The following is a 13629-nucleotide window of genomic DNA, read 5'->3' as shown; positions in this document are numbered from 1 at the left end:
AGCAGGGGGGAACGCGCCGGGCTGCACCCGCAGGGCCATGCGGCGCAAGCCGGTCGGCAGCGCGCCGCTCCAGGCGCTGCGCGCGGCGTCGCTCCGGACGGGAGACGCGCTCTCGCCCCAGGGCAGATAGCGGAGGGTCGCGACTCCGCCGATGAGCGCGGCGACGGCGATCGCCGCCAGCGCCAATTGGGTCTGTCGCGGCGTCATGCGCCTATGCCGCCTCTCCTGGATTCTGAGCCGAGATTCTGAACCGAGATTCTGAATTTCGAGCCTGGGCTGAGCAAGACCATTCGAAAAAGGCGGTTTAGTGGCCTTGGAAGGCGACCAGCGTGCGCACCGGCACGCCGAGCGCCTGAAGCCTTTTCACGCCGGCGAGGTCGGGCAGGTCGATGACGAAACAGGCGGCGACGACGTCGGCCCCGGCCTGGCGCAGGAGCTTCACCGCGCCCTCGGCGGTGCCGCCGGTGGCGATGAGATCGTCGACGAGGATCACCCGCTCGCCGGGGCGGACCGCGTCCTCATGCATCTCCATTTCGTCGACGCCATATTCGAGCTCATAGGCGATCGAGACGACGCGATGCGGCAGCTTGCCCTTCTTGCGGATGGGGATGAAGCCGGCGGAAAGCTGATGCGCCACCGCGCCTCCTAGGATGAAGCCGCGCGCCTCCATCCCAGCGACCTTGTCGATCTTGCCGCCGCACCAGGGCTGCACGAGTTCGTCGACCGCCTTGCGGAACGCCTTGGCGTCGCCGAGCAGGGTGGTGATGTCGCGAAAGAGGATTCCCTTCTTGGGATAATCGGGAATGGTGCGAATGGCGGCGGCAAGCGGCATGAAACGGCCCTGCGATCAGCGGCGAATCTGGCCGCGTGGATGGGATGGCGAAACCGCCACGCTCAAAGAGATACACGGATGGTGGGGGAGGGCGCAAATGGGGGCGTGGCTGGGGATCGGCCCTCGCGCAGAGGCGCCCCCGATCACGACTTGTTGTCGACCCATATTTTCCGGGCGAGGTCCTTCAAAAAGAACTTGGCAAAAAGAACAAATCGTGCACATTGGAGTTCAGGGTCGAGCGCGCTCTTTCGCCCAGCGCCCTTGCCTCGCGAACGCCCTCGCAGCCGCATTGCCTGCGCCTAGCTAACCGTGTCAGAAGGAATTTTCAGCCGTGAGCCAAGCCAATCTCCGCCTCGTGGAAGGGACGTCCGTGGACAAGACCAAGGCGCTGGACGCCGCTCTGTCGCAGATCGAGCGCGCATTCGGCAAAGGTTCGATCATGCGGCTCGGCAAGAACCAGAAGGCCGTCGAGATCGAGACGATCTCGACGGGCTCGCTGGGGCTCGACATCGCGCTGGGCGTCGGCGGCCTGCCGCGCGGCCGCGTCGTTGAAATTTATGGGCCGGAATCCTCGGGCAAGACCACCCTCACCCTGCATGTCATCGCCGAGGCGCAGAAATTGGGCGGCGTCTGCGCCTTCGTCGACGCGGAACATGCGCTGGATCCGATCTACGCCCGCAAGCTCGGCGTCAATCTCGAAGATCTCTTAATTTCGCAGCCCGACACCGGCGAGCAGGCGCTCGAAATCACCGACACGCTGGTGCGCTCCGGGGCCGTCGACGTGCTCGTCGTCGATTCGGTGGCGGCGCTGACGCCCCGCGCGGAAATCGAGGGCGAAATGGGCGACGTGCAGCCGGGCCTGCAGGCGCGGCTGATGAGCCAGGCGCTGCGCAAGCTTACCGCCTCGATCGCCCGCTCCAACACGCTCGTCATCTTCATCAATCAGATCCGCATGAAGATCGGCGTGATGTACGGTTCGCCGGAGACGACGACCGGCGGCAATGCGTTGAAATTCTACGCCTCGGTGCGGCTCGACATCCGCCGCATCGGCGCGATCAAGGACCGCGACGAGACGACCGGCAACCAGACCCGCGTCAAAGTGGTCAAGAACAAGGTGGCGCCGCCGTTCAAACAGGTCGAATTCGACATCATGTATGGCGAGGGCGTCTCCAAATTCGGCGAATTGATCGATCTTGGCGTCAAGGCCGGCGTCGTCGAGAAGTCGGGCGCCTGGTTCTCCTACGACAGCCAGAGGCTTGGCCAGGGCCGCGAGAACGCCAAGAGCTTCTTGAAGCAAAACCCCGAGGCCGCGCAGCGCATCGAACAGGCGATCCGCGAGAACGCCGGGCTGATCGCCGAGCGTATTCTTGACGCGCCGGATGAAAACGAGGGCTAGGTCCTGCGGCTCTAGGACTACATTTCAGGCGCACATCAGATTCAAGGCGGCCTTAGGGGAGGCGGCCTTGGGTGCGATGGATCGACTGGTTGTGACCGACGTGGCGTGGGAGCGGATGGCGGCGTGACCGGGACGCGCGCTAGGCGCGCTCAAGCAATACGTGCTTCTTCTTGCCGAGCGAGAGTTTGGCGACGCCGTCGCTCGCAAACGCCGCTTCGCCGATGACAGTGCGTTCGTCCGTCACCGGCATATCGTTGACGCGCAGCCCGCCGCCCTTGATCTGGCGTCGCGCTTCGCCGGTCGACGCGACGAGTCCGGCTTTGACGAAGGCCGTCAGCACGCCAAGGCCGGCGGCGATTTCCTCGGCCGAAACGGCGACCTTAGGGAGCGACAGCGCGAGCGCGCCTTCTTCGAATGTCGTGCGCGCGGTTGCCGCGGCCGCATCCGCCGCCGCGCGGCCGTGAATGAGCGCCGTCGCCTCCGTCGCGAGAGTCTTCTTGGCTTCGTTGATCTCGGCGCCCTGCAGCGCCGCGAGCCGAGCGATCTCGTCCATCGGCAGGAAGGTGAAGAGCTTCAGGAAGCGGGCGACGTCGGCGTCTTCGGTATTGCGCCAATACTGCCAGTAGTCATAGGGCGACAGCATGTCGGCGTTGAGCCAGATGGCGCCCGCCGCGGTCTTGCCCATCTTGGCGCCCGACGCGGTCGTCAGCAGCGGCGAGGTGAGCGCATAGAGTTGCGGGCAGCCCATGCGGCGTCCGAGATCGAGACCCGTGACGATATTGCCCCATTGATCCGAGCCGCCCATCTGCAGCAGCGCGCCGTAACGCCTGTTGATCTCGACGAAGTCGTAGGCCTGCAGGCACATGTAGTTGAACTCGATGAAGGAGAGTTCATGCTCGCGTTCGAGCCGCAGCTTCACCGAATCCATGGTCAGCATGCGATTAACGGAGAAGTGGCGGCCGACGTCGCGCAGGAAGTCGATGTAGTTTAACCCCGCCAGCCAATCGGCGTTGTCGAGCATCAGCGCGTCGCTCGCGCCCTCGCCAAACGTGAGGAAGCGCTCGAAGACCGTCCGGATCGACGCCTTGTTCGCGTCGATCTGTTCGACGGTCAAAAGCTTGCGGCTCTCATCCTTGCCGGAAGGATCGCCGACCCGCGTCGTGCCGCCGCCCATCAGCGGCAACGGCTTGCCGCCGGTGCGCTGCAGCCAGGCGAGCATCATGATCGGCAGGAGCGAGCCAACGTGGAGCGAGGGCGCCGTGCAATCGAAGCCGATATAGGCGGAGAGCGCCCCCGACCGCGCCCTCTCGTCAAGTCCGGCAAAGTCCGAGCATTGATGGACGAAGCCGCGCTCGATCAGCGCGCGCAGGAAATCGGACGCAGGAGAAAAATCAGTGGCCATGGCGGGCGTGATAGGCGCAACGCGGCGCCTGCGCAAGCGATCCCGACTTGATAACTCCGGCTAAAATTTGACAGCTCCAGCCGCGACGCATTCGACGGCAAGTTCGCCCGACTCGCCGGCGTCGAACTGCTTGGTAAGCGGTCCGCAGCTCTGATGACGGGCGTCGCCTCCCCCTCTCCCGCGAAGCGGGGAGGGCTGGGAGGGGGCCGGGGTTTCATTCTCGCAACGAAACGCGCCTTGCCCCCTTCCGGCGCTTCTTGGCGCCTTCCCCCGCTAAGCGGGAGAAGGGAGAGCGGCGCCGCCGCGCCTACCGACAGGAATCCAAGAAATTCATAGAGACCGTCCCCCTCCGAGGCCGGTTTCTTGCCCCACTGCGGGGCTTTTGGTAGAAGCCGCAGGCTTTCGCGCTCGCGCCGGCGCGCGCCGACGAACGCAGGACACTCATGCTTTTCTACGAGCCGCTGTTCCTGTTCCTGTTCGGCCCGGCGGTTTACCTCCTGTATCTCTTCTTGGGAGAAGTCCGCGCGCGGCGGGCCGTCATCCTTCTTGCGGCAAGCGTCGTCTTTTACGCCTGGAGCGAGCCGGTCTTCATCTTCCTTGTCTTCGCGTCGGTCGGGCTCGACCTTTATGTGGCGCAGAAGATCGCCGACGCTCCTCAGCATGATGGCGACAAGAAGCGCAAGCTCTGGCTCGCGCTTGGCGTCGTCGCCAATCTCGCGATCCTCGTCTATTACAAATATACAGGCTTCCTCGCGCTCAATCTCGATGCGGTGCTCAAGGCGCTGACGCTGCCGGGGATCAACATCCCGCAGATCGCGCTGCCGATCGGCGTCAGCTTCATCGTCTTTGAAAAGATCACCTATCTCGTCGACGTCTATCGCGGCGTCACCGCGCCGGCGCGCCGACCCTTGCTCTACGGGCTTTACGTCTTTTTCTTTCCGAAGCTCCTCGCCGGCCCGATCATCAAATATCACGACATCGCGCGCCAATTCGAGGCGATGCCGCACGCCGACGTCGACGACTTTATCGTAGGCTTTTCCCGCTTCATGCTCGGCGTCGTGAAGAAGCTGCTCTTCGCCGACACATTGGCGAGCGGCGCGGATCTGATCTTCGCGCATGACGTTAGCGCCCTTGGCTTCGCGGAGGCCTGGGCGGGCGTGCTGTTCTTCACCTTTCAGATCTATTTCGATTTCTCGGGCTATTCCGACATGGCGATTGGGCTCGCGCGCATGTTCGGCTTCCGGCTTCTAGAAAATTTCAACATGCCCTATGTAGCGACGAGCATCACCGATTTCTGGCGGCGCTGGCATATTTCTCTCACCAGCTGGATTCGCGAATATTTATATTTCCCGCTCGGCGGCAATCGGCGCGGCGAAGCGCGCACCTACCTCAATCTGTGGATCTGCTTCTTCGCCTCGGGACTCTGGCACGGCGCGGCTTGGACCTATATCGCCTGGGGCGCCTATAATGGCGTGTTCCTCGTGCTCGACCGGCTATTCCTCGTCAATCGCCTGCAGCGGTTGCCGGACTGGCTCGCTAACGTCATTGCGATGATCATCGTGATCGTCGGCTGGACATTCTTTCGCGCAACCTCACTCACGCAAGCCGGCGCGCTGCTGGCGCTGATGGCGAATCCATGGGCGCACGCCAGCGCGCCTGTCGCCATTCCTCCCGAATATGTGGTCGTGGCGCTGATCGCCGCGGCAATTTGCGTCGCGCAGCGGCTGTCGCTTTATGTCAAGGACTTCAATTGGGGAAGCGCGGCGCAGCGCTATGCATTGGCGTCGAACAGCGCGCTTTCCATGCTCTTTGTTGCGGCTTTGGCGAAGGGACTTGCCGATCCCTTCAAGCCGTTCATCTACTTCCGGTTTTAAATCGAATGAGCGATTTTAGCCGAAATGGATAAGCGCATCGAGAAACATGAGGCGGAATTTGGAGCGGCGTCGCCGTCGCGCGTTCGCGCCGAGGGCGTCGTCGTCTTTGTGAAGTCGCTGACGCTCGCGCGTCTGCCGATTTTCGGTTGCGCGGGCTTCATCGCATTTTTGTTCCTCGCCAATTTGTGGAATTTCGCCGTCGAACGCGATTGGCCGAAGCTGCGCATCCGCAGCGCCTCGCCGCTCGCCGGCGTCGCGAAGCCAAAGCCCGCGCCCTGGACGCTCGACGCCTTTCTTTCCGGCGAGACGCAAAAGGCGGTGTCGACAAATCTCGGCCGAATGTCGCCGGTTTTTCCGATTTCGGTGCGCGCGAAAAATCAGCTCGTCTTTTCGCTGTTCGGCGGCTCGGCGGCGCCCGGAGTGGTGATTGGCCGCAATGGCCAGCTCTATGAGCAGTTCTACATCGACGAATTTTGCGCACGCGACGGCGCGTTCGATTCCGCGCGTCTCGGCGCGTGGTCTTCGACGCTGCGCGACATTCAGGACATGGCGCAGGCGCATGGGAAGAGCTTCGTCTATCTGATTTCGCCGTCCAAGGCGGCGCGCTATGCGGAAGATTTGCCAAAATCCGCCCCCTGCGCCGCGCGCGCGACAATCATGCCGGAGAAGCTTGCGCCCTATCGCGCGGCGCTCGATGAATCGCATGTGCGCTATGTGGACGGCCCGGCGCTCATCGCGGCGGAAAAACCCAAACAGCCGATCGCGCTGTTTCCGCGCGGCGGTTCGCATTGGAATAGCGTCGGCGGCGCGCTCGCCATGCGCGACGTGACGCGCGCGACGCCGGCTGCGGCGATCGGCGTTCTCGACGTTACGTCAGCGCCAGCGCCGGAAGCCGTCGGCACGGACCGCGACCTGCTGGACCTTTTGAATCTCCTATGGCCCGACGCGTCCTATCCGACGGCGGCAATCGGCCGGGCAGGGGAGAAGGGCGATTGCGCGCGCTCGCCACGGTTGCTCGCGCTTGGCGGCAGCTTTCTGCATCAAGTTTTGGGGGCGGCGACGCTCGCGCCCTGTCCGCCGCAAATCGACTATTGGTTCTATATGCGGACCGAGGACAATACGATCGAGCTCGGTCATTATCGGCGCGCGCCGGGCGACGCCTCGAATGGCGAACGGCTGGCGGCCACGACAGAGGAACTCGATGAGAACCTCGCCGGCGCCGACTTCGTCCTGCTCGAAGAAAACGAAGCCGGCATCGCTACGACGAAGCAGGTCGGGCATCTCGCAGAGGCGCTGCGCCGTTCACATTAGAGCGCCGCTCAGGCGGCCCGCGACGGATCGTTCCAATAGCCTTCCGCACGGGCGATTCTGGCGTATTCGGCATGCACCACGGCAGGGGTGTAGAGCCGCTCCAGTCGGCGCACGACGAAATGGCCGCGCGCGAGGCTTTGGAAGTGCTCGGTGAAGGCGACATTGATCGCCGCGCCGCTGATCGCGCCGATGACAGGGATGGCCTGCGCCGCGGTCTTTTGCGACACGACCATGCCGAAACGCGCCCCGATCGCGCCGATCAGACGGGCAAGAGCGGGCGCCGCCTCGTTGGAAACCTGCCGGACAGTCAGAAAGCGCGCGGCGTCGGACACGGATTTCGCCAGCACGGCGCGCAGCGCAAGATAGCCGCCCTCCAGCACATTTCCCTCGGCGGAATGGCCGCCCAGCGCAAAAACTTCGAGGCAGGCGAGGGCGGCGCCCGGGTGGCGCAGGTCCTCTCCCTCCGCCTGCGCGATTTCCGCGATCGAGCGCAGCATGATCGTCGTCGACACCGGCAATTCGAGCGGCAGGCTCGCGAGGCCAACGGCGCCGCCGACGCCTCCGGTCAGCGCCGCCAGACGACGGTGAATGCGTAGGGAGTCCTTCGCCGGCTGCGCGTCGAGGCTCGCCAGGGCCATCTTCATCGCCGCGGCGAGCGCCTTTTCGGTCGCCGAGGCGATCGCCGACTGCAGTCGCGGCGGCAGCGTCAGCGAGCCAAAACTGAGCTGCCGGCTGGCCAATCCGGCAAGCCGCGTCGCAAAACTCTGTCTTTCCAGCGCCGCGACGGCGGCGTGCAGGGCTTCGACGTCGGACTGTGACAGGCACTGGTCCACGAGAACGGGAAGCGGATAGGAGTTCGACACGGAAGCCTCGGTTTTTTAGTTCACCTTTAGAAAATCGGACTCTTCCGCGGCCTTTGCAAGCGCGGCAAAGGTGTGGCGAAGCGGCAGGCGGCGCAGCGCTCGTGCGCGCGCGCACATGATCCGCCCTCAAGACGCGATACATTCCTGACTGGAGCGGCGCTGTTGCATTTCGCCGGTCGTGATGTACTGCAAGGCGTGCTGCTGCGGCTCCGCTTCAGATGGGGCCCGCAGATCAGGAAGAGGAGAACTAAATGCGGAAGTTTGGATTGGGTCGCGCGCTGAGCGGCGTTTTCGCTCTGGCCCTGCTGGCGCCGGCGAGCGCCTTCGCGGGCGACCGCATCGGCTCCTTGCAGTGCCAGCTGCTCGGCAGCGGCATCAGCGTTTTGGTCGAAAATCAGCAGATCGATTGCATTTATCGCGATGACGCTGAAGGCGCTGTTCCTGCTCACTATGTCGGCGCGCTCACCAAGGTCGGCGCCAATGTGACGATCAACGGTCCTGGCGAACTTGCCTGGGGCGTCGTCTCCGCCACGAGTCACATTGGACCGGGCGCGCTCGCGGGCGCCTATTATGGCCCTGGCTTTTCAGCCAAAGTTTTGGTTGGCGGCGGCGGCGCGGCGCTCGTCGGCGGATCCAATAACACTTTCTCGCTGCAGCCATTTAGCGTCGAAGCCGGCTCCGGCGTCGGTTGGACGGCCGGCGTCGAGCGCCTGACGCTCGCCTATGTCCCGCCGCCCGCGCCGCCCGCTCTGCGCCACGGCTACGTGCATCATCACCACCGCTGGCACAAGCTCCACGCGCATGATCACGCGAGCCGCCATCACAGCTAAGGGTCGGCTCTAAAGTCGCATCAGACCGGCGCCGAGAAACTCAGCAGCCGGTCGGTGGGGAAATCATAAAGCCTCGCGCTCTCGCGCCATTCCGGCGTCAGCAGCGCGAGGCTTTTTTTTGCGAATTCTTCAGGCGTTTTGAGCGTCATCGGATCTTCGCCCGGCATCGCCTGAGCGCGCATGCGCGTGCGCAGCGGACCCGGATTGGCGAGCATGACGGTCACGCCATCGCCGGCGGCCTCAGACGCGTAGGTGCGGGCCATTGCTTCGAGGGCCGCCTTCGAGACCGCATAGGGGCCCCAGAACGGCTTCATCGTCTCGCGATGCGCCGCCCCTGAGGTGATGAAGAGGACGCGCCCGGCGCCCGACGCGCGTAAGAGCGGATCAAGGGAACGGATCAGACGCCAATTTGCGGTGACGTTGATCGCCATGACGCGGTTCCAGTCCTTCGGGTCGACGTGGGCGAGCGGCGACAGAGGGCCGAGAACGCCTGCATTGCCAACGAAGGCGTCGAGCTTGCCCCACCGTTCGAACAGCGTGGCGCCGAGACGGTCAAGCGCGTCGAAGTCGGCCAGATCGCATGGAACGAGCGTCGCTTGTCCGCCAAGCGCGCGTATCTCGTCGTCGAGTTCTTCGAGCGCGCCCTGCGTGCGCGCCAAGGCCACGACATGCGCGCCGCCGCGCGCGAGTTCCAGGGCGAGCGCGCGTCCAATGCCGCGCGACGCGCCGGTGACAAGTGCGATGCGGTCGGAAGGGAGAAGCGTCATGATGATCTATTCAAACAAGGACGGCCTGAGAGCCTGACGCAAATGGATCAGCGCTCGGATGCTAACTCCTATAGCAGGAAAATCAGCCAGCAGGCCGAATGTGCGCGCTAATCCCGAGTGGTAGGCTTCGGCCTGATAGGATCCGAACTTCGCTTCGGTAAAGGCGTAAATGTCGAGGAGATCCGCGTGCGCGCGCCGAGAAAGACGGAATTCAGCCACGACGCTGGTCAGCGCGGCGACGAGCTTCTGCTAAAATTTCGTCCATCATCGCCTCTGACGCAGCGGCGCTATCAGCGCTTGCGAGAACTTCGCGCAGCCGGCGCAGTTGTTCGTCTCGCGGCAGCCGCCGCCATTCTTCCACCTCCGCTTCAGTCGGCGTGGCGGAGGGCATGACCGCGGATGCACTTACTGCGCTCGACATGGCAATCTCGTTTACGCGATTGTCGTGTATCAGCTCGCTTCCGCCAGCAGCGACAGTTGCGCGCGGTTTTCGCCGACAAGGTCGGTCAGCGACGTGGGATAATCCCCGGTGAAGCAGTGATCGGTGAACTGCGGCCGGTTGGGGTCGCGGCGCTCGTAGCCCATGGCGCGATAGATGCCGTCGACCGACAGGAAGCCCAGCGAGTCGCAGCCGATATATTCGCGCATTTCATCGAGCGTATGCGTCGCGGCGAGCAGATTCTCCTTCTGCGGCGTATCGATGCCGTAGTAGTCCGGATTGGTGATCGGCGGCGACGAAATCAGGAAATGCACTTCCGTCGCGCCGGCGTCGCGCATCATCTGCACGATTTTCACCGAGGTCGTGCCGCGCACGACGGAATCGTCGATGAGGATCACGCGTTTCCCGGCGACGACGCAGCGGTTGGCGCTGTGTTTCATGCGCACGCCGAAATCGCGGGCGATTTGCGTCGGCTCGATGAAGGTGCGCCCGACATAGTGATTGCGGATAATGCCGAGTTCGAACGGCACGCCGGATTGCTGCGAATAGCCGAGCGCCGCCGGCACGCCGGAGTCAGGCACCGGCACCACGACGTCCGCCTCGATCAGGCGCTCGCGCGCGAGCTCGGCGCCCATCGCCTTGCGCACCTCATAGACCGGACGGCCATGGACGATGGAATCGGGACGGGCGAAATAGATATATTCGAAGATGCAGGGGCGCATCGGCTGCGGCGGAAACGGCCGCAAGCTCTGAATTCCGTCCTCGGAGATGACGACGATCTCGCCATTCATCACGTCGCGCACGAAGCGCGCGCCGATGATGTCGAGCGCGCAGGTTTCCGACGCGAGAATATATTTTCCGTTGAATTCGCCAATGACGAGCGGGCGAATGCCGAGCGGATCGCGCGCCCCGATCAGCTTCTTGTTGGTGAGCGCGACCAGTGAATAGGCGCCTTCGATCGAGCGCAGCGCTTCGATGAAGCGGTCGATGAGCAGCGGTTTGCGGCTGCGCGCGACGAGATGAAGAATGACCTCGGTGTCCGAGGTCGACTGGAAAATCGCGCCTTCGCGGATCAGTTCGCGGCGCAGCGTCTGGGCATTGGTGAGGTTGCCGTTGTGGGCGACCGCGAAGCCGCCCGTGTTCAGTTCCGCGAACAGCGGCTGCACGTTGCGCAGCATGGTTTCGCCGGTGGTGGCGTAGCGCACATGGCCGATCGCCGTGGCGCCTGGCAGGCGCTTGATCGTGTTTTCCTGAGAGAAGTGATCTCCGACCAATCCCAGACGGCGGTCGGTATGGAAGCGGCCGCCGTCGAAGCTGACGATGCCGGCGGCCTCCTGGCCGCGATGCTGCAGGGCGTGCAAGCCCAGCGCGGCGATCGCTGCGGCGTCCGGCAGATCGAAGACGCCGAAAACGCCGCAATATTCACGAAGCCTGTCGCCGTCGAGACCGTCTGTCGCGTCAATCTCGCGGGATGAGGGTCGTTGAAGATCCTCGGCGGCCTCCGTCATGCTTCGTCCCCCATGACGCGCCGCCGCTCAGCATTCCCAAGCGCCCGGGCGTCGCATTCCCGTCATATGTGCCAGCGGCGGGGCTCATCTGCAAGACCATCATTCAGGCTTATCGCCCGATGGAGGCGCCGCCTCGGCCGGCGTCTCGGAGCTTGCGTCGGTCGGGGCTGGCTGAATCTTGTCCGGCTCGACGTCGGCGGGCGGCTCCTCATTCGCCGGAGCGCCCTTCTTCGCCTTGATCTTGGCGACGAGGCTGTCGATGTCGTCGGGCAGCATTTCGCGCAGCTTCTCGCCGCCAGCCGTCAGGAACGGTTTAGCGCGCGCATCCTTGATCCATTCGGGCTGATTCGTTTCGGGCACCAGCCAGCTGTAAAAGACGAAGGCGACGACGGCGAGCAGCGCGCCGCGAACGGCGCCGAACAGGAAGCCGAGCGTGCGATCGAGGGCTCCGACCTTCGAATCGAGGATGACGTCGGAGAGCTTCACCGTGATGAGAGAAACGGCGATCAGAGCGACGAAGAACACGGAGGCCACGGAAGCCGCGAGAGCGATCTCGTCCTTACTGACGTAAGGTTTGATGTAGGGGAGGGCGAGCGGATAAAAGAAATACGCCGCCGCCGCCGCCGCGACCCAGGACAGGATTGCAAGCACTTCGCGGGTGAAGCCGCGCAAAAGAGCGAGCATCCCCGAAACCAGAACGACGGTAATCACAGCCAAATCAAGATATGACGGCATCGCTAGCCCCTTGCTTGTTCGCCCCGAGCTCTGAACGCTTCTGAACGGGCTGTTGGCCGCCTTCCAGGCGACATCCGCACGACCCTCTCCAGAACCTGTGTCAACTTTGCGCCGCCGCAGGCGGCCAAGCGTCGGTCCGGCAGGCGTCTCGCTTTCGCACTGGCAGCCTTCTAACGCATCTTGAGGCCAGCCGGAAACACTAATGCGCGACCTCTTTAGCCGCGCGCAATCGTTCTTTCGCGCGCCGATATGCGGGCGATGGCGGCGACGAGGCCGCCGACGTCTGCGCAGGGACGGATCGTCACGCCGGCGCCGCGCCCATCGTCGGAAATTTGTTGGGATTGCGGGACGACGGCGTGATGGAACCCAAGTTTCCCGGACTCGCGCAGTCGCATGCCGGCGTGAATGACGGGCCGCACCGCGCCGGAAAGCCCGATCTCGCCGAAAAAGCACATGTCGGGCGGCAGGACGGCGCCGGTGAGCGACGAGACGAGGGCGGCGGCAGCGGCGAGATCGGCGGCCGGCTCTTGGGCCCGAAATCCGCCTGCGACGTTGAGATAGACGTCGTGCATGCCAAGCTTCAGCCCGCCATGCGCTTCGAGCACGGCGAGGATCATGGAGAGCCGATTCTGGTCAAAACCGACGACGGCGCGTCGAGGCGTGCCGAGGGAGGTCGGCGCGACGAGCGCCTGGATTTCGATCAGCAGCGGACGCTGCCCCTCCATGCCGGCGACGACCGCAGCGCCCGGCGCGCCAGAGTCTCGGCCGGCGAGAAAAAGCGCCGATGGATTGGCGACTTCGGCGAGGCCGAGGCTGGTCATCTCGAAGACGCCGATTTCGCCTGTCGCGCCAAATCGGTTCTTGGAGGCGCGCAGCATGCGAAAATGATGCGCGCCGTCGCCCTCGAAGGACAGGACGGCGTCCACCATGTGTTCGACCACGCGCGGACCTGCGACCTGCCCGTCCTTTGTGACATGGCCGACGAGAACGATCGTCGCGCCCGTCGTCTTGGCGTGGCGCAGCAGCGCCTGAGCGCTTGCGCGCACCTGCGTCACCGTTCCAGGCGCCGACTCCGCCATGTTGGTGTGCATGGTCTGTATCGAATCGATCACGATCAACGCCGGGCGGGTGCCTGTCGCGCAGGTGGCGAGAATGTCCTCGACCTGAGTTGCGGCGGCGAGCTCCACCGGCGAATCGGCGAGATTGAGCCGGGTCGCGCGCAGGCGCACCTGGGCGACGGCCTCTTCGCCCGAAATATAGACGACGCGCGCGCCGCGGCGCGCCAGAGTCGCGCAGGCCTGGATGAGCAGAGTGGATTTGCCGATGCCCGGCTCGCCGCCGAGCAGCAGCACCGAGCCAGGCACGAAGCCGCCTCCGGTGACGCGGTCGAATTCGTCGATCCCCGTCGCAATCCTAGGCGCGGACCGGCCTTCGCCAGCGAGCCCCTCGAGTTCGAAGACGCGGCCGCGCGCGGCGCGACGGGCGACGGCGGGCGCGCCGGCGTCCGACTCTTCAATGAGGCTGTTCCACTCGCCGCAGGAGTCGCAGCGACCTTGCCACCGCGACGCGACGGCGCCGCAGTTCTGACAGACGTAGACCGCGCGGCTTTTGGCCATGCCTGCTTGGCGCATGGCGAGCCGACGCTTGTCAAGCGGGTAAGCGCGACTAAAGG

The 13629-nt window shown here is 64.4% G+C and carries 12 protein-coding genes and 1 pseudogene; 4 read left to right on the top strand and 9 right to left on the bottom strand.

Annotated elements, in window-relative coordinates:
• Positions 1-207, bottom strand: a pseudogene (locus NEI07_RS12910) (L,D-transpeptidase family protein); the annotation flags it as partial.
• 97 nt (positions 208-304) lie between these two features.
• Positions 305-832: an adenine phosphoribosyltransferase gene (locus NEI07_RS12905; RefSeq protein ID WP_256035054.1), complete on the bottom strand. Its 528-nt coding sequence runs from the start codon at positions 830-832 to the stop codon at positions 305-307.
• A gap of 331 nt (positions 833-1163) precedes the next feature.
• On the opposite strand from NEI07_RS12905, the gene recA reads away from it, so the two are divergent.
• Positions 1164-2228 carry a recombinase RecA gene (gene recA / locus NEI07_RS12900; protein WP_256035053.1) on the top strand — a complete coding sequence of 355 codons (1065 nt, stop codon included), beginning with the start codon at positions 1164-1166 and terminating at the stop codon, positions 2226-2228.
• 139 nt (positions 2229-2367) lie between these two features.
• Here the strand turns inward: recA and tyrS are convergent, their stop codons facing one another.
• Entirely contained in the window at positions 2368-3630 is a 1263-nt protein-coding gene (gene tyrS, locus NEI07_RS12895; RefSeq protein ID WP_256035052.1) for a tyrosine--tRNA ligase, read from the bottom strand.
• A gap of 443 nt (positions 3631-4073) precedes the next feature.
• Here tyrS and NEI07_RS12890 point away from each other — a divergent pair, with 443 nt between their 5' ends.
• Both NEI07_RS12890 and NEI07_RS12885 read left to right on the top strand, forming a co-directional pair.
• On the top strand, positions 4074-5504 hold the full coding sequence (locus tag NEI07_RS12890; RefSeq protein ID WP_256035051.1) for an MBOAT family O-acyltransferase: 1431 nt from the start codon (positions 4074-4076) through the stop codon (positions 5502-5504).
• Positions 5505-5528: 24 nt separating this feature from the next.
• Positions 5529-6815 (top strand): alginate O-acetyltransferase AlgX-related protein, encoded by a 1287-nt coding sequence (locus tag NEI07_RS12885; protein ID WP_256035050.1) that lies wholly within the window; start codon positions 5529-5531, stop codon positions 6813-6815.
• 8 nt (positions 6816-6823) lie between these two features.
• On the opposite strand, the gene NEI07_RS12880 is transcribed toward NEI07_RS12885, so the two are convergent.
• Entirely contained in the window at positions 6824-7678 is an 855-nt protein-coding gene (locus NEI07_RS12880) for an EcsC family protein (RefSeq protein WP_256035049.1), read from the bottom strand.
• 251 nt (positions 7679-7929) lie between these two features.
• Between NEI07_RS12880 and NEI07_RS12875 the strand changes: the two genes are divergently transcribed.
• Positions 7930-8508, top strand: coding sequence for a DUF992 domain-containing protein (locus NEI07_RS12875; protein ID WP_256035048.1), 579 nt, complete (start codon positions 7930-7932; stop codon positions 8506-8508).
• Between the two features lie 20 nt (positions 8509-8528).
• Here NEI07_RS12875 and NEI07_RS12870 read toward each other — a convergent pair whose 3' ends face one another.
• From NEI07_RS12870 to radA, 5 genes are all read right to left on the bottom strand, one after another.
• Complete coding sequence (locus NEI07_RS12870; protein ID WP_256035047.1) at positions 8529-9275, bottom strand: SDR family NAD(P)-dependent oxidoreductase; 747 nt, start codon at positions 9273-9275, stop codon at positions 8529-8531.
• Positions 9276-9281: 6 nt separating this feature from the next.
• On the bottom strand, positions 9282-9494 hold the full coding sequence (locus NEI07_RS12865) for a type II toxin-antitoxin system RelE/ParE family toxin (protein ID WP_256035045.1): 213 nt from the start codon (positions 9492-9494) through the stop codon (positions 9282-9284).
• Positions 9495-9725: 231 nt separating this feature from the next.
• Entirely contained in the window at positions 9726-11222 is a 1497-nt protein-coding gene (gene purF / locus NEI07_RS12860; protein WP_256035044.1) for an amidophosphoribosyltransferase, read from the bottom strand.
• Positions 11223-11321: 99 nt separating this feature from the next.
• Positions 11322-11957 (bottom strand): CvpA family protein, encoded by a 636-nt coding sequence (locus NEI07_RS12855; protein WP_256035042.1) that lies wholly within the window; start codon positions 11955-11957, stop codon positions 11322-11324.
• 215 nt (positions 11958-12172) lie between these two features.
• The gene (gene radA, locus NEI07_RS12850) at positions 12173-13573 is read right to left on the bottom strand and encodes a DNA repair protein RadA (protein ID WP_256035039.1); all 1401 of its coding nucleotides are present in this window, start codon (positions 13571-13573) and stop codon (positions 12173-12175) included.
• Positions 13574-13629: the final 56 nt, after the last annotated feature.

This window comes from Methylocystis suflitae, from assembly GCF_024448135.1.
Classification (GTDB): Bacteria; Pseudomonadota; Alphaproteobacteria; order Rhizobiales; family Beijerinckiaceae; genus Methylocystis; species Methylocystis suflitae.
The sequence above is the reverse complement of the archived record's forward strand: the minus strand, read 5'-3'. Positions and strand labels throughout refer to the sequence as shown.

Bases quoted from the DNA above. Each gene is read 5' to 3' on its own strand.
- radA (WP_256035039.1), bottom strand. From the start codon at position 13,573: ATGGCCAAAAGCCGCGCGGTCTACGTCTGTCAGAACTGCGGCGCCGTC.
- NEI07_RS12870 (WP_256035047.1), bottom strand. From the start codon at position 9,275: ATGACGCTTCTCCCTTCCGACCGCATCGCACTTGTCACCGGCGCGTCG.
- tyrS (WP_256035052.1), bottom strand. From the start codon at position 3,630: ATGGCCACTGATTTTTCTCCTGCGTCCGATTTCCTGCGCGCGCTGATC.
- NEI07_RS12905 (WP_256035054.1), bottom strand. From the start codon at position 832: ATGCCGCTTGCCGCCGCCATTCGCACCATTCCCGATTATCCCAAGAAG.
- NEI07_RS12875 (WP_256035048.1), top strand. From the start codon at position 7,930: ATGCGGAAGTTTGGATTGGGTCGCGCGCTGAGCGGCGTTTTCGCTCTG.
- purF (WP_256035044.1), bottom strand. From the start codon at position 11,222: ATGACGGAGGCCGCCGAGGATCTTCAACGACCCTCATCCCGCGAGATT.
- NEI07_RS12890 (WP_256035051.1), top strand. From the start codon at position 4,074: ATGCTTTTCTACGAGCCGCTGTTCCTGTTCCTGTTCGGCCCGGCGGTT.
- NEI07_RS12885 (WP_256035050.1), top strand. From the start codon at position 5,529: ATGGATAAGCGCATCGAGAAACATGAGGCGGAATTTGGAGCGGCGTCG.
- NEI07_RS12855 (WP_256035042.1), bottom strand. From the start codon at position 11,957: ATGCCGTCATATCTTGATTTGGCTGTGATTACCGTCGTTCTGGTTTCG.